The organism is Metabacillus hrfriensis, from assembly GCF_030127205.1.
Taxonomy (GTDB): domain Bacteria; phylum Bacillota; class Bacilli; order Bacillales; family Bacillaceae; genus Bacillus_P; species Bacillus_P dongyingensis.
Genome location: NZ_CP126116.1, coordinates 2,436,572 through 2,454,479, shown reverse-complemented (window position 1 = coordinate 2,454,479; position 17,908 = coordinate 2,436,572). Strand labels below are relative to the sequence as shown.

Genomic DNA, 17,908 nt, shown 5'->3' with positions numbered 1-17,908 from the left:
ACTTTTCAACCCCTTTTTCGTGGTGTATAATAGAGGCAGATTGCAGGCTGGATCGGGGGTTTGAAAGATGTTAGACGGCTGGTTCCTATGGTTTATTCTTTTCTGGGTCGTTTTTTTGGCAGGAATGCTTGGAATAGGCGGATTTTTTATGTTCCGCAAATTTTTAAAGCGTTTACCAAAAGAGGATGGAAAATCGGACCTGGATTGGGAAGATTATTACATACAGCAAACAAGGCACCTATGGGATTCAAGGCAGAAAGAGCTTTTAGAAGACCTTGTAGAACCTGTGCCTGAATTATTCAGAGATGTTGCAAGAGCTAAAATTGCAGGCAAAATCGGGGAAATGGCATTAAAGGAAAACGCAGAACGAATCACTCAGGACTTGGTGATTCGCGGTTATATTACAGCAACTCCTAAACGAGATCATAAATTCCTGTTAAAAAGACTTAAGGAAAAAGAAATCGATCATACACCATACAGAGCTTTATTTTAAGAAAAGCGTAAACGCCTTGTTAAGTTCAGGCATGACAGTGCAGTTCTGAGCAATGAGTTATGCGCTTGAACAGGCATTAAATAAATCTCTATCATTTAAAAAACCCACCGGATCTCCTGGTGGGTTTTTCATGTAGCCTGAATATTTGGCGGATTGAGCTGATTTTCGAGCTTCCGATAGGAAAGATACATGGCAATTCGCCAAGGGACAATCATTCCAAACGCAAGGATCCAGAACATCCCGCTTAGTTCCCCTACGTCTATCGTATTGCTCAAGTAAAATTTTAAAGCGATTCGAATAATCAGCAGTCCGATTAATATAAATGCAAAAGCTTTTGACCTTTTCAAGTATATCTTGTCTTCTTTCACTTCAAATGTTGAAGTTTTAATTAAAAAGATAGAGAAAATACATCCGAGCGTGATCGCTTCCAAAAATTCAAACGGAGTCACACGGAACATAGGATGCAAAAACATCAATGCACCAGTGCTCATAAAGATTGGCGGTAAGATAATCTTTTTGGCACTAGCAGGCTTTTTAGAAGCTCTCATGCGTATCATCATGACACCTAATGCCATCACGACTGCAATAATTGTTGAGAAAATGACCAATATGATCAATCCTTTTCACGGAGTTACTTATATTATAATATACTTTAGTCATAAATAAAAAACCATCTTGTCTAATATCCGATGGTTCTTTGATTTAATGGAGATGGAGAGTTTATCCCAATACACGATTTATAGCATCGTACACTCTCGTTTCATCAAAAGGCTTAATGATAAAGTCCTTTGCTCCGGCTTCAATTGCTTCAACGACCATTTTCTGCTGCCCCATCGCTGAACACATTATAATCTTTGATTGAGGAAATTCTTTTTTAATTTCTTTTAATGCTTCGATGCCGTTCATCACAGGCATTGTGATATCCATTGTAACCAGGTCTGGCTGCAATGTTTGATAAAGGCGAACGGCTTCTGCTCCATTTTCAGCTTCTCCTGCAATTTCATGTCCATTGCTTGTAAGTATTTTAGATAATGTTACCCTCATAAACTTGGCATCATCCACAATCAGTACATTAGCCATGCAAGCTCCTCCTCACAGTCTTACCGAAAGCAAATTCTACTATTCTATGAGTTATTATAACAAAAAAAGGAGCAGAAGGTAGTAAAATCGACCTAAAAATAATATTTATTAGGTCTAAAATCCTGTAAACCCTCCAAACAGTCTGCTGAATAAGATAATAATCTGAGTCATCCAGTCGAAAAAGAGCATGATTCCAATTAGAATCATCAGCCATCCGCCAATCTTCATGATTTTCAAATTATGTTTTCGGATCCATCCCAGCCTGCCAATAAAGAAAGCCATTACAAGAAACGGAATAGCAAAACCAAGTATGTAGGCTATCATATAGATCATTGCAGAACCAGGATTGCTGAGCGTTAAAGCGAAAACAGCTGTTAAAATTGGTCCTGTACATGGTGTCCAGCCGGCGGCAAATGCAAGACCTATTAAAACAGAACCTAGATATCCAGACGGTCTGTTTTTTAATTCAAAGCGGTGTTCCTTCATTAAGAACTTCGGCTGGAAAACACCAACGATCACAAGCCCAAAGAAGATTATAAGAATAGCTCCCACTTGCCTGATCAATTCAGAATATCCAAAAAAGAACTCCCCAATAAAAGAACTTCCAAAACCGAGCGCGATAAAAATAATCGAGAATCCAAGTAAAAAGAACAGTGTATGAAGAAGACTCCTTTTTTGCAGCATAGCATTTTCCGTTTTAATCTCTCCGACCGAAACACCAGTTATGTATGATAAAAAGGCTGGATATAAAGGCAGGCAGCATGGTGAGACAAAAGATAAAAAACCAGCTCCAAAGGCTAAAAATAGATTCAAATCTGTCATTTGTGTTATCCTCCTCCCTTAGTTGAGTCACATTACATTCTAGCAAATACATCCAGAGAATTATATGTTTCACTATGTGACATTTTTATGTCAATTACTTAACAACTATGCAAATGGATTTCTTCATAGAGCCGTTACCATTATAATAGTCATATATTAGTTGAAAAAATCCTTATTTTCCCTTCGAATTATTTTCCAAATTAGGATATAATAGAAAATATTAGCAAAAGGATCGGATAGAACTTACATACAGAAAGGACAAGTTTTCGTGTCTAAACAAGAATTATTGAAACTTATTGAAAAAAAACGAGCGGAAATGATTGAAATCGCAACGAAAAATGGAATTAACTCAAACGTGTCCATTCAATACAGTCAGGAACTCGATCACTTGCTGAATGAATACAATCGTTATAGCTACAGTTCAATGAAACGAATGACTTATTCTTAAAAACTATAAAAAAAGCACGCTTCTGAACGTGCTTTTTATTTTGCCTGATTGATTTTCTTTTAGGGAGGGTTTCATTCCCATTTGCATCAAACCCTTGATATATAAGAGATTTCCCCCTCTTTACCGACCGCTTATTCTGTTTAGAAAAATCTGCATTTTAAGTGAAATAAGGTATATTCTCGCATAATCTTTCATATTTTTCGTAAACTGCCTCTACCCCATTCATCAATTCCCTATTATGTACTTTCAAGGATGCAACACTTCCGAATGGCCACTCAGGTATACATCCTGTGCTATAACTTATCAAACACCATTACAAATATTTGTAATACATTGTGTGAAGTTAGGGTATAGAGGAGTACTTCTTCAGATTCAGACACTTAAAAGCAGCCCTCAAGCTTGCTCAATTTAGAGAAGGTCGTTTTTGCTGTTCAATATTCAAATGAAGGAATTCTTAAATATCCTTTTTTCGTCAAATTACGGTATGTTACAATGCCTTTTAACTTAGGCGGCCCAAGGCAGATAAAGTCAGAGTTTTCCTTAACAATGTACTTACTGTTTCCCCCATATAATTTCCTTCGGTGTTCCGGTTTCATAAATTCCATTTTGCCGGCTGGAGAACCATCCTCAAAAGAGAGCAATACTCCAAATTCATTTTATTATTTAAACAAAAATAGGTTTTTATATTAGTACAAACATATATCAATTCTCATACTGTATTGTGTAGCTAAAAAACAGGAAGGGGAAATAAAATGAATTGGAATTGTAATCAACCATCTCAAGTATTACCTGCAATTGTTCATCCTACTAAATGCTGTACCAAACACACTTTCAGTAACGTTGTTCAACCTCACATCCATCCATCTCACACAACAATTGTGAATCATACGAATGTTCAAAATCAACACTATTTTCCACAAACTCAATCAGTTGCAAATCAAGTAACAAATCAAAATTTTAATATGGGACCAGGGCCGGGACAGGTGGCAGGTGCATATATGCCAGGACCAGGTCAGGTGGCTGGTGCGTATATGCCAGGACCAGGACAGGTGGCTGGTGCATATATGCCAGGATACGGGCAGCCAGGACAGGTGGCTGGCGCCATGTCGAATATGCCAGCACCAGGTGTTGGTGGAGCATATAATCCAGGTAATATGAAGAGACCTTGGCGTTGAATCGTGTTAACTGGCCAGATATAAATTCTGAGCAGCTTTTAATTGTATATTTCATCTTTTGACGTCCAATCGAGAAATAATAAAAGTAAAAGAGCAGCAAAAAAGCCCCTCTCTATTAAGAGAAGGGCTTTTAACGTTATAATAGTCAATCTTGAGTCCTCTTAGTTAAAGGAGGTCTTATTTAAAAACTTGTATTGATTTTTAAATACAGAAAATAAGAAAGAAATAATAAAAGCTCCCATATCTGCTGCACAGTACATATTCTTAATCAAACTTAACTACTGCTTATTGCTAAAAAAATTTCCGATTCCATAAATTTGCATTTCCATATAAATAGCATTTTGAATGAGTTCAATCCATTCTTCATCAAGTACTTTTCCATTGTCAACCGACTGACTTAATATTAACTTTTCCTCCAATTTACGAGCTGGTCCAATAATCATAAACACGAGACATCAGAACTCTTTACAAAACAGTTTTATGTAATAACTTGTAATTTTTTTATAAAGATCACTTAACAAACAATGGTACAAATATTCATTTCCTAGCTCTTCAATTTCCACTAAAAAAACCGCCTTCCTGTTAATTTCTCAACAGTAAAAGCGGTTTTGAATTGGTAAAAAGAAAGATTAAGCATTTTTTGAAGAAATTATGATGAAGGATTAACTCAAAGGGTTTATGTATGAAGTGATTTCCGTGGAAAACTTGCCTAAAACCCGTTGGAACCCTTGATGTATAAGCTTTTTTTATTTTGCTTGATTGTTCATCATTTTCATCATTTGATTGATTTTCTTTTGGGATGGTTTCATTCCCATTTGCATCATCATCATTTTTAACATTTGCTCGTTAATTGGCGGATTTTTCTTTAAGTAACTCATCATATACTGGCGAGCAATGAAAAATCCTAGTGCTACTCCAGCAAGTAATGCCAGAACGCCTACTAGAATGACTACCCATTTCCAACATTAACATTATCAATTGTTGGTATATCCACATTTTAAAAACTAATCCGAACCACTTATTCTATTATGAAAAATATACCTTATTCTAACACAATTGTCCATAAGAAATAGGATTTTGGATGAAATTTTGGTTTATCCTTCGCGGAAAATTTCCAGGCTATTTTTACAAGATATTCACACGTAAAAATACTGTTAAATAAGAGTATTTTACAATGCTTTACACGGTAGTATTTTTTTCTCTGATTGCTGAAGTGGTACAGCTACTATATAAGTCATATAATAAACTTTTGTAAATGGTGATTTACTTCCCCACTATAAACAAAAAGACATTATTTAACTTATTTCTTCCTATTTATATGCAATTATATTACTTAGTTCGTGAAGAGCATTTATTAATAATTCAGACCTTCTAAGAACTGGTTCAATTTTACGTTACTCTTAAAGTATTAGAAGTAACTAAAAAAAGAAATAATTAAATTTCATATCGTTCAAATAAGTGCTTTTGTGGTGCATTTTCACCAAAGTATTCTTTTTCAAATTTAAGCCTTGCTATAATAGCATGCTCCTTAGAATAAAACATTCCTAAATACTTCATTTTACTATCAACCCTTGCATACGCTTCCCATTTACCTTTATTCTTCTTATAACTAATACCCTTACATTTATTTTTTTTCGTTTCTTCCAACCAGTTAATATAATCTGGAGTGTAATATTTCCTAAAAACTTGACCTCGTGCAATACGCTGTATTATTCCAATTTCAAGGTTATAATTTATTGAAATTATTTCTGTTGCTTCATTATTCATAATATCCTTGATAACAGATGGAACTATTTTTTCAATAAATGTTTCCCTTTCATCTCTTCTTTTACTTAACCAAAGCCTATATTTATTTGGATAATGATTTTTGTAAGCCACTCCTTGACTAACATTTTTAACTGTCGAATAGCCAATTCCATATTTTCGTGCTATTTGGGTTTGTTTACTTCCGTTCATAATTTCATTAATGATTTTAGGTAGAGTATCTTGAATAAATATTCTCTCACTCTTTTGCTTATTTTCTAACCATGATATATATTTGACAGGCCAATGCTCCTTATGAAAACCTTCATATAATATACCTTGTATTGTTTTGACACTTACCTTATATTTTTTAGCCAGTTCTTTGTGTTGATATTGTTCTAACATAATATCATCAATAATTTTAGGGAGTATGTCATGGATAAAAAATCCTCTCTCCTTTTCTTTTTCTCTTAACCAAGCAATATATTCTGGGCAAAAGTGTTGCTTAAAATTAACTCCACGACTTATATTGGTGATATTACTTTTATGAGTATTAAACTTTCTAGCGATGCTTTTATGCGATTTCCCATCCATAAGTTCTTTAAATATTTTTGGTAAAGTATCTCGAATAAAAAGTAGTTCTTTCTCCCTTTTTTCCTTTAACCAAGTTTTGTAATCAGCTGTATAATAACATCTATATGTTTTTCCTTGGCTTAACGTTTCAATAAGATGGTGAGCAACATTATGTAATTTAGAAATTTCTTTATGCGTACTTCCAGACATAATATCATTCAATATCTCTAACACTTGCTTTTCATTTAATTGTGATTGAGGATTATCTTCCCCTATACAATAACCTTCTCCACCTATGGTCATATTGTATCCTTTACAATTCTCAAAACCTATGAATGTGTTATAGTATGTAATCCAATAAGTTTCCTTTTCTAAAAGTTCTTCTTTATTTTTCGCCCCATCTATTACTTCCCAATAGAAATTGTCTTCTTCAAAATCTAATAAGTTTTTTCTTATTATTTTATGAAAAATATTGTTAGATTCTTTTTTTGCCTTTGAGTGGTGTTCTATTCTTCTCTCATCTAAAGTTCTAGTAGTCATTCCGATATAGATTTTTACGGTATCCTTGTTGGTAGCTTTATAAATAATACCATAGTAACTTTCCAACTTATCACCTACTTAAATTTAATAATAATATCATTTAACTTTAAGCTATCCATTAGACTGGAATTTGTCGTTAGAATTGGTTATGGCAGTTTTTTTGCCTTTGAACCCAATTTTTTTCTCTCACATAACTTTTAGAGTATAAGTATGATCAATGACTTCCCAAGCTAAAGCATCCCATCTGAACTTACACATTAGCTAAGCAAAGAACTAGAAACTATTGATTAAAGACAGGTAAAATTGACTTAATCAAATATAGCTCCTAGTTCATTTACTAACTTTCTAGAAGTTCTGCTGCTTCAATTGTAATAGAAACTGCTAAGTCTTTTGGGTTGTGAAATTTCCCCAATCTCTTTCATTCCTAAACCTAATTATCTGTTCAATTAATTCATCCATCAAATCATTCCTTATTTATAAACTTTTATTATCGAATATAGATCAACTAATAGGTCTAACTAATTAGTCCTAAAGCATTTTCTATAATAAGAATAGTATAGAGAGCGGAGGAATGGAAGTGCCACTTACTATTATGAAAGATTGCTTTGCCTGTATGGTTATATGCCACCCCACCATAATAAATTGACCACAATACACACTGTTATGTGGTCTATTCTTTCTTATACGAGGGTCAATTTACCCAATTAAAATAATATATTGTATAATATTAACAATAACAATATTTAGATAACATACCTTTAATAAGAGTTGAAAGTCTCTTGGAATGTGAATCAGATGATATTCTAATTAATAAGTTAACAATTATTTAATAAAAGAAAGCTTTAAAGAGAGGGAGGTTGAAAATGAAAGTTATAAAGAATATCACACCTCATCAAGTGAGTGTTTCAGCTGAATCTTTTACAGCGACTTTGTTTGCGTGGGCAGGATATGATGTATCTGCTCAGTATGGAGCAAACCAACCTGAGTATGATTTAATAGTTGCACAGGGAGAAAAGATGGTTAAAATATCTGTCAAAGGGAGTCAAGATGGTGGATGGGGATTGACACAAAGTTTTCTAAGCAATGGAGACTATCATGGTGCAATAGATGAATGGTATTTAAAACATTCTAAAAGAACAATCTTTAGCCTAGTGCAATTTTTAGATTGTGACTTTGATAAAGGTATAATGCCCAGAGTGTATTTAGCATCACCATATGAAATAGCAGTTCAAATGAAGCAAATGCGTAATGGATACGGTAATACAAGCTAAGAATAATACGAATGGAAAAGTGGAGTAGCTAAAGGAACAACCGATAAGATTCCTTCTAATTGGAAATTTAGCAAACAAAGAATAGAAGAGTTAATAAAGTATTAGTTTTAAGGGGAGTGAGTAGCTTGGTATTAGAGGAATTTTTGCAAGAAGCTGACGAAAGATTGGATCGTAAAAGTATTGAAGAGATACAAGAGTTTCTTGAAAGTTTAGAAGTAGAATATATTGAAAAGTTTATAGACAATGAAGAAGTTTTAGCATATATCTATTACACAAAAGCAAACCATCTAAGTGAATTGTTAAGACTACAATATTCTGACAAGGAATTTTCTAACAAAGAAGAAATTTCAGAGCAAACTATTTACAGTTTACGACTTGCTATTGAATATGGATCAAGGAGCAAATTAGATAAACGCTTTATGGCAATGATTTTAACCAACTTAGCTAATGAACTTGACAATAATGGGAGATTTGTTGAGGCAATTGAAACATGGAATAAAGTTGAAAAAGATCTTGGAATATTGTTTCCTATGGCTAAAGGTAACAAAGGGTTAGGTCTGATTTTTTATGCTGGATTCCTATATGATGAAGGTCATGCCCACTTTTTAAGAAGAGTAGCACATAAGAATTTAAAATATTCTTCTAGTATTCAAGGTGGGGTACATCCAGAAGCAAAAAGAATATTCGAAAATAATATAGAAACATTGGAAAGTTTTTATTCAGAAGAATTTTTAAATCATTTTCACGAACATCCTGCCCCAGATTATGGTGAAGATGAAAAATCTTATAGAAAATGGTGCTTAGATAATATTTTATTTATTAATCCTTTGAATGATGCTACTGAAAATTGGATATGCGACACAGATGTTTTCGGTTTACCAAGTATTACTGTTCCTATTGATGAAACATACCCAGTGTATCATTCATATTTTAATCAGCTTAAACAAGAGTATGTTAGTGCTAGATGGTTATTGTTTGAGAGTACACTTGAAAGAAGTCATTTTTCTGATAAAGAAGTTTTAATGTATAATACATTGGACTATCAGGCATTCGGACTTTCAACTCAAAAGGTTAGATTAGCTTTTAAATCAATTTATTCTATCTTTGATAAGATTTCTTACTTTTTAAATGAATATTTCAATATTGGGTTAGATGATAGAGCAATATCATTCAAATCAATTTGGTATAAAAATATAAGAGCAAGCAGATTACAGATTAGAGATGGAATTAATATTGAGAATAATTCACCGTTGAAAGGGTTGTATTGGTTATCAAAAGATTTGTTCTACAAAGGAGATTTGGAGTACAGAGCAGTAATAGAACCTGATGCTAAAGATCTCGATATAATAAGAAATAAACTTGAACACAAATTTATTTCTGTTTATGATAGTGCATTTGTAGGAAACTCAGTAGATGATGGTATAACTGACGGAGAATTATTTAACAAAACACTAAAACTGATGAAACTTTCAAGAGCTGCTTTAATCTATCTTTCTTTAAGCGTTCATAAAGAAGAACAAATTAAAACCAATAGTAGAGACAAGTTTGCTTTACCTATAAACATTCCATTATTTGAGGATGAGTGGAAGAACTGATTAAAAGTCTAACCTTAAGGAGATGTAATTATGAGACGTTATGATCAACACGAAGCAGTAAAAATGGTTTTAGAATTGTTATCATCTCATGGGATTGAATCAACGAGACATCTTAAAGTTGGAGATAATATTAATATCAAATCATTTAAAAATGGGAAAACAGCAAACTTATTGGTTAGACATCTTGAGAAAGACCATGCCTATAAAAATTCGCCTCTCCCTTACCAAGTGTTTAAAGTAGAAGCATTTGATGATAATGAGGAAAGAGACGAGTCAGTAAAACAACTAGATTTTGTAATTGGTTATAACTTTATGGAAAATAGTTTTGCTTGTGTTCCAATAGAGGAATTTAAAGATAAACGCAGTACAGTTGTTCATGAGAAAGAAGGAAATAGACATCAATATTACAATTCTTTATTTTCATTGGAAGAGTTTTTTCAATAAGTTTTAATTTTAATACTGTTTACTGATAGAAGGTCATAAATATCATTGAGGTGATATTTATGGATGAACTTGTAAAGGTATTGAACAGTCAAGGAATGAAGTTATTGTCTTTGGAAACAGATAAGTTTAACAACACTGTTGTTATTTATACCTATGATAATGAGAATGAAGAAAACTTTGACATATTTGCAAGTTATCCAAATGGGAGGTATTCTCTAGACAACTATGATTTTGGCTTATTTTCGAGAAGAGAATGGACTGATTATTATGAAGATAATTCCCTTTATATTCAAGACATAAAGGGATGGACTCATACTAATAACGGTTTAGGTAGTTTATTGATGTCTAAACTAAAAGAGATATGCAAAGCAAAAGGAATAGTTCAGATGACTGGGAAAATATCTGGTCATGATTATCATGATCATGGTGATAGACTAGATCCTCGAGTGTGGGAGTGGAAGTGCTACTCATTTAATCTGAAGGCGAAACCCTTGTTATGGTGATAAGCACGCCCCACTATGCTTACAATGTTTGCCCATATTCTCTCTAATGATTTTATAAAATTAGTCTTTTTCTAATAGTTTAGTAAAGTTAATATGGAAACCAAAACTCCAACCTAAGAGACCGTACTTATTATTTATCTATTAATAATTTCTTTGAGTTCCTCTTTGCTTAGCCACGGTCTTCTCCTGTGAAGCATTTTGTGGCAATTAGAACAAACTAACGCAATATCTTCAACTCTAGTCTTTTGACTTTCTTTAAGTTCTGATACAGGAATCGTATGATGTCCCTCAATAAAGTCCTGTCCAATTTCTCCATACTTTCTATAAAAGTCAAAACCACACACCTCACAAAAGAGCCTACCATTTTTCGCTTTGAAGCCTTCCTTTGCAAGTTTAATTACTTGAGGATTTCGCTCTCTAACAAAATGCTGTTTCAGTTTTTTCTCCCCTTCTTCAAATCCTATATCTTCTTCAATATTATCATTTGTGGGATGAAATACATTCGATTCAAAAAGAGGTGTTTCTTCCAGTAAATCCAAACTTCCTCGTTTCATGTACCATTCCAAATCCCTCTCATACCGTTCTTTTAATGTACCTTTTTGGTTTATTAACTTGAATAGTGATTGGGAAGGCTGTAACTTATGAAGTTTAAACAGAATTTCTATTGAATCGGACCCTAGCACTTCATTAAGCAACTTTAAATATGACTTGTGGATAGGCTCAAGAAATAACTTAGTTAGTGCATTTAGTGGGTCTTCATTATAAAATAGAAGAAATTCTTCATATGACATATTTAGTTGTTTTACTTTATGAATCCGATAATAACGAATTGCCATTATTGAATAGAAAGTGACTTTAGCTGACTTCTGTTGAGCCTTTAACCAGTAATTAACTTTAAAATGTTTAAGTTCCTCTTCTGAATCAATTATAACCTGTAGTCTATACATCTGATTTTTAAAATATTTGTAGTCAGTACCAAATCCCTTTCGAAAATATTCTAAAGTTTCGATAGAAAACTCCATGTCATCCTCTCCTTTTATCTTTTCTTTAATTCTGCATATATTGTACTTCTTGGAACACCTGTTATTTTTGAAATATCATTTACACTCATTCCATTTGATTCTCTTTCATTATATAATTTCAATGATTTCTCTATTGCTTTTTTATTCTTCGAAGGTCTTCCCATATGCTTTCCTTGTTTCTTAGCCCTCTCTCTACCCTCGCCAGTACGTTCTACAATGATGTCACGCTCAAATTGTGCAAATGAACCTAAAATATTAAAAAGTAATGTTTGAAGAGAACTATTATTTTCTCCCGCTTGAAACTCAATATTTTCTTTTAAGAATCTAACATTTATCTCTTTTTCATTTAATTCCTTAACGATGTTATGTAAGTCAATTATTGAACGTGCTAAGCGGTCTATCTTTGTAACGATAAGGGTATCACCTTTATCTAAGAACTGAATAGCTTCTTTTAATTCATTCCTTTTAATAGTACTTGTTCCTGTAACCTTTTCAAAAAAGATTCGTTTACAACCCGCTTCTTCCAAAAAATGTTTTTGTGTTTCTAATCCGTTCTCTTGTCCTACTGTTGAAACTCTGGCATAGCCAATTAGTGCCATTTCATCCGCCTCTTTGTCTAAAAGTTTATTGTCTTCTGTACTTATATTTTAGACTAACTTCCAGACAACCACAAGTTATTTTCAGACTATCTTTTAGACACCTTTAATACATTGTTCAGAAGTTGAAACTTTTAGACAGAAATTTTCTTTAATTTGTTAGTTTTCATCCTTTAATCCAAAAAAAGACATGATCTTTATATGATACTTCTTTTACTAACATACTAGTGTGTTCAACAAAGAAAACTCAAACAAAGACTACTCCAGTAAGAGTAGTCTTATGATGTATGCAGATAGACGTTCTTCATAATTTGCACTTGTTCTTGTTTAAATAGTATTTTTTATATATTATTAGTCATTTTTCTACATAAAGGGCAATAAGGTCTTGCTAATAAATGATCACTTCGTATTTCCCACTTATGCCCACAACTCTTACAATGTGCAATTGCTTTTTCCCTACTTGAAACGTAATTTAATACATCAACATTATTATTAGACTTTATTAAAACATTCTGTTTAAAAGCTACAGCCCTTTTAACCTTGTTATTTTCGGTCAAATCAGTTTTATTTACTACTTCCTTAGCTTTCTTGATTGGAGATTTTTTACGTTTCTTAAGTTTAAGTAATTTCTTTGTAAGTAGTATCTGTTCTACAAATTCATTATTTTGTAGTCTTTCATTCATAATACATTTTTTTAAGCAATTAGCCGATTCTGAAACATCAATATTAAATCTAGTCTCTTCATCAGTTAATTGCTGAATTTCATCCAAGACAGCCGTTAATTTAATCAATTTTTTGTCTTTTATTGTATAATCATTTATCCCATGCTTATATTCAGCTAAAACCGATATAAAAGAGTTATCTATTTCATTATTTATTAGACTAGAAATTTTAAACTTCTCTTTCTGAAAAGCAAACATATTATAAAAGTCTTTCTCGAAATACTGTATTCCAGACTGACAATTTCTTGTTGTTTCATTATCAATGTAATACTCATTTTCTGTTTTATTTCCTTGATTATCAATGAAACAATAATCAAACCTAATAATGAACGGTTCTTTATAGACCTCAATACTTCTGTTAACTCCATTGTTTGAAATATACATTTGGATATGACACGTATTTAATAAATCACTATCTTCATTTAATTTTATAGAAAGAAAATTAGACCTATCCCCTAAAGAAAAAGATTCAAATTGACTAGAAGGAAATATCATTTTATATCTTTCAGGTCTTATTTCATCCTCTCTTTTTAGGTTTAAATCCAAAGCTTCTGAATAAGGAATATTTTTAGCATTTTTTTCTTCTGATTTTTTGTTAAAATCTTTAATCTGCTCATCAAATATCTCATAAAAATTCATTTTACACTTTTGGGATTTTAGATATTTATTAAAGAGTTCTTTATACTTAGGATTATTTTTATACTCAATACTATAGATAAAATTTTTAATTGCTTCCTCACTGTAGATTTTCAGTTCTTCAAATTTCTCACTAATAACCCTTTTCAGTAAATCTAACGCTTCATAACACTCATCTCTAGCGATTTTATATACTTCATATAATCTGTTTTTCTGTTCAAATAATCTTTTCATTTCTTCAAAATCAGATATGTATCGTTTACACATTTCATAAAGACTTAATTTTACTTCATCAAACTTTAAAAGCATATCACCGTCTAGTTGTCCTTTCTCTTCCAATAGATAGGAAATATCTTTAGGTATCGAATGTTCAAAATTAAATCTTGTAAACCCATATTCGTAATAAGAATTAATTCCTTTAATATCTTCCAGTAATATTCTTAAATAAACCTCTATTTCTGAGTTACTCATTTCTAAATTAGAAAAACGAAACTTAATCTGTTTAAGTAAAGAATTTAATTGATTAAAGCCAAAAAATGAAGGCAACAATCTTTGAAAATACTCCTGTTCTTTTTCATCTAAGTATTCTTCTTCTACCTCTTCTAAAACAATCATATGAAAGTCTTGTAAAGTACATTTATTTTCAATCATGTATTTGAAAATTTTACAGGATTTAAAATTCCCCTCATAAAAGGATTGAGATTCGAAAAAGAAATATTTATGATACTCATCATAAGATAGTCTATTTAAAGCAAGAATTTCTTCGAAATGTTTTTTATATCTTCTTTGTATATTATTGGACTTTCCTATATATATGGGAAGAATTTTTTCAGGAGTGAAATTATCTATATAAATCATATATATACCTGAGATATTATGTTTTGTTTCTGATGTAACTTCCCTATGTAAATTGTCTTTTATCAATTGTTTTACTTGGTTTTTAATATAATCAAAGTTTTTCACATTATTGTCCATACAATTCCTCCAATAATAAAGACTTCCCTACTTTTCCATTTTCCCACAATTATCTGTAGATGTCCTTCTTAATCTAAACTACTCATAGTTAAACAATCACACATTAAAAATACTTCCTTATTAAGAGCAATTTTTTTGCATTACATAATGGTTTTTTATTTCAGATTTTAGGAGCGGAAGACCTTAAAACATATTTTCGATTATAATCTTCTGATCTAAGTGATATGTACCCCAAGAAAAAGACACCCCATAAGAGTGTCTATAATGTCTTTTCGTATTCTGCTACTATTTTGTAAAAGGAGTTTTTTTTTAGCTCCAACAAGACCATAAATTCTACCCCAGTTATATCCTTCCCTTTCCATTTTGAATAGTTTTGTTCAAGTGTTTGAAATTGGTGCTTTGATATAGTGCTTAGATTTAATTGTGGTCTACCAAGATGCTTGCCTTGTGCCTTCGCTAATGAAATACCTTCCGCTTGGCGTTGTAGAATGTTATCACGTTCCCGCTCACTAACAAATGCTAACACTTGAAGAACCAAATCACTTACAAACGTTCCTAAAGTATCTTTATATTGAGTTGTATCAAGTAATGGCATATCCATTACTTTTATATCAGCTTTAATGTTTTGAGTAATATCTTCCCATTCTTTCCTTATTTCTTTAGAGTTCCTGCCGAACCGATCAATTGATTTAATATAAACTAAATCCCCTTCACGTAAACATTGTTTTAACGCTTGATATTGCGGTCTATTAAAATCCTTTCCGCTCTCCTTATCAATGAATACGTCACGTTCATTTATACCTAAATCAAAGATGTCCTTTAGTTGCCTTGCTTCATTCTGTTCTTTGCTTGATACCCTTATGTAAGCAAAAGTCTTTTTACTCATATTCTTCACCGTTTCCTTAGGTCATTTATTAATTTAATAATAACCTAGATGTTTATAAAGGTAAATGATATTTTATAAACGTTTGTAAATAATTAAAATAACGTTTACAAACTTTTAAGACACCATGTTTTAAGTTTCCTTAAAGGTATACCTTTAGAGATACTAGGAATGCAAATTACTTACTAGCTAGGTAATTGGTAAATTATGTAGATTTTTCATTAGTGTGAATCAAGGGAATATGTGGTAAAATATTCAAAGAATGGAGGTTAATTCATATGAGTTTTTATAGAGAAATAGAAGACGTGGTACATGCGATTAAGCTTGCGAAAGAAAAAAAAGTTAATGTTAATCTATTAATTGGTGCAGGATGCTCAGTAACAGCAGGTATTCCTAGTGCGAACGGTATTATAGAAAATATTAAAGAAAGTTACCCTCGTGAATACGAGCGAACTATAAATAAGAATTATGCAAATTGCATGTCAAAACTTACTCCTACAGAAAGAAGAAATTTAATTACAGACCATGTAAACCGGTCGAAAATTAATTGGGCACACTTATCAATTGCACAGTTATTTAAAGATGGTTTTATTAATAGAGTTCTTACGACCAATTTTGATAATTTGCTCCAAAGAGCTTGTTCTCTTGTAAATGAAACCCCTGCCATTTATGACCTTGCGACTTCAACAGGATTTAGACCAGATTTATTATTTGATAAGTCTATTCTTCATCTTCATGGACAACATACAGGCTTTATTTTATGTAACACAGAATCAGAGGTGAAAAAACAAGCTGAATCATTAACATCAGTGTTTAGTGATTTAAAACAACAAAGCATGTGGATAATAGTAGGATATAGTGGAGAAAATGACCCCATTTTTGATTTACTTTGCAAAGAAGCTATGTTCGAACACAGACTTTTTTTGGTAGGTTACAAGGATAATGAACCATCTGATAAATACAAAGAACTTTTGAGTGAAGAAAAATTTGCTTTTTTTGTAAAGGATTTTGATGCAGATGATTTTTTTGTTACTCTTGCCCAAAACTTAAGTTGCTTTCCACCTAAGTTTGTTCATAAACCTTTTTCATATTTAGCAGAATCTCTTGGTGACATAACAGAATATAAAATGCCTGCTTCTAGGAGAAAAAACGATTTGAAAATTTCCACTTTTAAAATAATTGAAGAAGCTATTAATACAATTGAGACAAACAATTTATTAATGGCGGAAAATTACTATATGGCAGGACTCTATGATAAAGTTTTCGAACTCGATATGGATGACTCAGAATTATTTCTTATAAAAACAAAATCATATCTTGAACTAAAAAGTTTAGAGGGTACTTATCAAGCTCATGATTATTTAAAGAAGCATATTTTAATAAATGGTGAAGACTTGCTATCCACATTCCTATATATGGAAATTTTTTATCTTCTTTGTTTGAAGGAGCAAGAGAGTTCGGACAACTTTTTAAACTTAATTAATGTTCATTTGAGGGCATTTGAGTATGACACAGAGGATAATTATGATTCTATTTTTTTGTTAGTTACCCAATTATATTCTATTGTGCTAAGGAATGCGTACCTCTTTAACAAAAAAGCGTGCTTACATTTAGAAATTCTTTTAGATAATGTATTCATTTACTTCGATAAGTTACAAGGTGAACCAAGTGGGAGGAAAGATTCTACTCCTATAATTTATAATGTATTATCTAATATACCTTATTATCTGATAAAAAATGGTGAGTATAATATCTCAAAAAAGCTTATTGATAATAATATAAAATGTAAACAGTTTTCTAAACTTTTACCACAAGGTAATTTAGGTTTATGGTACCTTTCCAATGAAACATTAACATTAAAAAACAGGGAAGAAAACGGTAAAATTTTCTATAAATTAGCGATAGAAACAGCAAAGTTAGAAGGTGAAAAAATTCATAAAGCTTTAATTCAAAAATTCCACTATGAAATTTCTTTCTTCTATTATAATTGTGGGAAAGAGAAGGAAAGCATTGAAAATTGTTTTATAGCATTTGAAATAGGTGAATTACAAAGTTACGAAGACCATTTTAAAGATATTTTAATTTTAATGGAGGAATTAGGAATCAACAGACATGAGCAAGTTGCTGTTGCAATTGGTAAAATGGAAAATGCGAATTGACGCATAAATATGGTGTTTAACAAAATAAAGATTTGAGGAAAAAACGAGTTAGCTTCATGAAAGAGATTCAAGATTCTGTATCGAAAAGTATTTCATGATCATTGAATACTTTTCACCCATTTCAATACTTTAAACAATGGTTATTCCCTCTAATTTCTGATTCTGATGTCAACTGTAAGTAAAAACACCTGCAATTGACATCTTTTCCATTAGGGTCACCCAGAAGTA

Annotated in this window: 17 protein-coding genes and 2 pseudogenes; 8 read left to right on the top strand and 11 right to left on the bottom strand. The window is 31.7% G+C overall.

Annotated features, from left to right (window positions below; genetic code table 11):
* The first annotated feature begins 67 nt into the window (after positions 1 to 67).
* On the top strand, positions 68 to 493 hold the full coding sequence (locus QLQ22_RS12235; RefSeq protein ID WP_223442870.1) for a DUF2621 domain-containing protein: 426 nt from the start codon (positions 68 to 70) through the stop codon (positions 491 to 493).
* A 128-nt stretch (positions 494 to 621) separates the two neighbouring features.
* Here the strand turns inward: QLQ22_RS12235 and QLQ22_RS12230 are convergent, their stop codons facing one another.
* From QLQ22_RS12230 to QLQ22_RS12220, 3 genes are all read right to left on the bottom strand, one after another.
* Positions 622 to 1,104, bottom strand: coding sequence for a CcdC family protein (locus QLQ22_RS12230; protein ID WP_223443368.1), 483 nt, complete (start codon positions 1,102 to 1,104; stop codon positions 622 to 624).
* 109 nt (positions 1,105 to 1,213) lie between these two features.
* Positions 1,214 to 1,573, bottom strand: a complete 360-nt coding sequence (locus QLQ22_RS12225; protein ID WP_223442867.1) for a response regulator — start codon at positions 1,571 to 1,573, stop codon at positions 1,214 to 1,216.
* A 114-nt stretch (positions 1,574 to 1,687) separates the two neighbouring features.
* On the bottom strand, positions 1,688 to 2,395 hold the full coding sequence (locus QLQ22_RS12220) for a cytochrome c biogenesis CcdA family protein (protein ID WP_223442864.1): 708 nt from the start codon (positions 2,393 to 2,395) through the stop codon (positions 1,688 to 1,690).
* 268 nt (positions 2,396 to 2,663) lie between these two features.
* Here QLQ22_RS12220 and QLQ22_RS12215 point away from each other — a divergent pair, with 268 nt between their 5' ends.
* Entirely contained in the window at positions 2,664 to 2,843 is a 180-nt protein-coding gene (locus QLQ22_RS12215; protein WP_223442861.1) for an aspartyl-phosphate phosphatase Spo0E family protein, read from the top strand.
* Positions 2,844 to 3,595: 752 nt separating this feature from the next.
* Positions 3,596 to 4,018, top strand: coding sequence for a spore coat protein (locus QLQ22_RS12210; protein ID WP_223442858.1), 423 nt, complete (start codon positions 3,596 to 3,598; stop codon positions 4,016 to 4,018).
* Between the two features lie 278 nt (positions 4,019 to 4,296).
* On the opposite strand, the gene QLQ22_RS12205 is transcribed toward QLQ22_RS12210, so the two are convergent.
* The 4 genes and pseudogenes from QLQ22_RS12205 to QLQ22_RS12190 form a co-directional block, all read right to left on the bottom strand.
* A complete protein-coding gene (locus QLQ22_RS12205) occupies positions 4,297 to 4,467 on the bottom strand; it encodes a hypothetical protein (protein WP_223442855.1) in 171 nt (56 codons plus the stop codon).
* Positions 4,468 to 4,764: 297 nt separating this feature from the next.
* Positions 4,765 to 4,965, bottom strand: a complete 201-nt coding sequence (locus QLQ22_RS12200) for a YneF family protein (protein WP_284016805.1) — start codon at positions 4,963 to 4,965, stop codon at positions 4,765 to 4,767.
* Positions 4,966 to 5,452: 487 nt separating this feature from the next.
* Entirely contained in the window at positions 5,453 to 6,940 is a 1,488-nt protein-coding gene (locus QLQ22_RS12195) for a GIY-YIG nuclease family protein (protein WP_284016694.1), read from the bottom strand.
* A gap of 277 nt (positions 6,941 to 7,217) precedes the next feature.
* Positions 7,218 to 7,333, bottom strand: a pseudogene (locus tag QLQ22_RS12190) (nucleoside triphosphate pyrophosphohydrolase family protein); the annotation flags it as partial.
* A gap of 404 nt (positions 7,334 to 7,737) precedes the next feature.
* Between QLQ22_RS12190 and QLQ22_RS12185 the strand changes: the two are divergent.
* From QLQ22_RS12185 to QLQ22_RS12170, 4 genes are all read left to right on the top strand, one after another.
* Positions 7,738 to 8,145, top strand: a complete 408-nt coding sequence (locus tag QLQ22_RS12185) for a hypothetical protein (RefSeq protein ID WP_284016693.1) — start codon at positions 7,738 to 7,740, stop codon at positions 8,143 to 8,145.
* Between the two features lie 125 nt (positions 8,146 to 8,270).
* Positions 8,271 to 9,740 (top strand): LA2681 family HEPN domain-containing protein, encoded by a 1,470-nt coding sequence (locus QLQ22_RS12180; protein WP_284016692.1) that lies wholly within the window; start codon positions 8,271 to 8,273, stop codon positions 9,738 to 9,740.
* 30 nt (positions 9,741 to 9,770) lie between these two features.
* Positions 9,771 to 10,184: a hypothetical protein gene (locus QLQ22_RS12175; protein WP_284016691.1), complete on the top strand. Its 414-nt coding sequence runs from the start codon at positions 9,771 to 9,773 to the stop codon at positions 10,182 to 10,184.
* Between the two features lie 59 nt (positions 10,185 to 10,243).
* Positions 10,244 to 10,687 carry a GNAT family N-acetyltransferase gene (locus tag QLQ22_RS12170; RefSeq protein WP_284016690.1) on the top strand — a complete coding sequence of 148 codons (444 nt, stop codon included), beginning with the start codon at positions 10,244 to 10,246 and terminating at the stop codon, positions 10,685 to 10,687.
* A 134-nt stretch (positions 10,688 to 10,821) separates the two neighbouring features.
* Here QLQ22_RS12170 and QLQ22_RS12165 read toward each other — a convergent pair.
* From QLQ22_RS12165 to QLQ22_RS12150, 4 genes and pseudogenes are all read right to left on the bottom strand, one after another.
* Positions 10,822 to 11,160: pseudogene (locus QLQ22_RS12165) on the bottom strand (HNH endonuclease); the annotation flags it as partial.
* A gap of 563 nt (positions 11,161 to 11,723) precedes the next feature.
* Positions 11,724 to 12,308, bottom strand: a complete 585-nt coding sequence (locus QLQ22_RS12160) for a recombinase family protein (protein WP_284016689.1) — start codon at positions 12,306 to 12,308, stop codon at positions 11,724 to 11,726.
* 338 nt (positions 12,309 to 12,646) lie between these two features.
* Positions 12,647 to 14,638: an excinuclease ABC subunit C gene (locus QLQ22_RS12155; RefSeq protein ID WP_284016688.1), complete on the bottom strand. Its 1,992-nt coding sequence runs from the start codon at positions 14,636 to 14,638 to the stop codon at positions 12,647 to 12,649.
* Positions 14,639 to 14,897: 259 nt separating this feature from the next.
* Positions 14,898 to 15,524 (bottom strand): recombinase family protein, encoded by a 627-nt coding sequence (locus tag QLQ22_RS12150; RefSeq protein ID WP_284016687.1) that lies wholly within the window; start codon positions 15,522 to 15,524, stop codon positions 14,898 to 14,900.
* Between the two features lie 275 nt (positions 15,525 to 15,799).
* On the opposite strand from QLQ22_RS12150, the gene QLQ22_RS12145 reads away from it, so the two are divergent.
* Positions 15,800 to 17,680 carry an SIR2 family protein gene (locus QLQ22_RS12145; RefSeq protein WP_284016686.1) on the top strand — a complete coding sequence of 627 codons (1,881 nt, stop codon included), beginning with the start codon at positions 15,800 to 15,802 and terminating at the stop codon, positions 17,678 to 17,680.
* Positions 17,681 to 17,908: the final 228 nt, after the last annotated feature.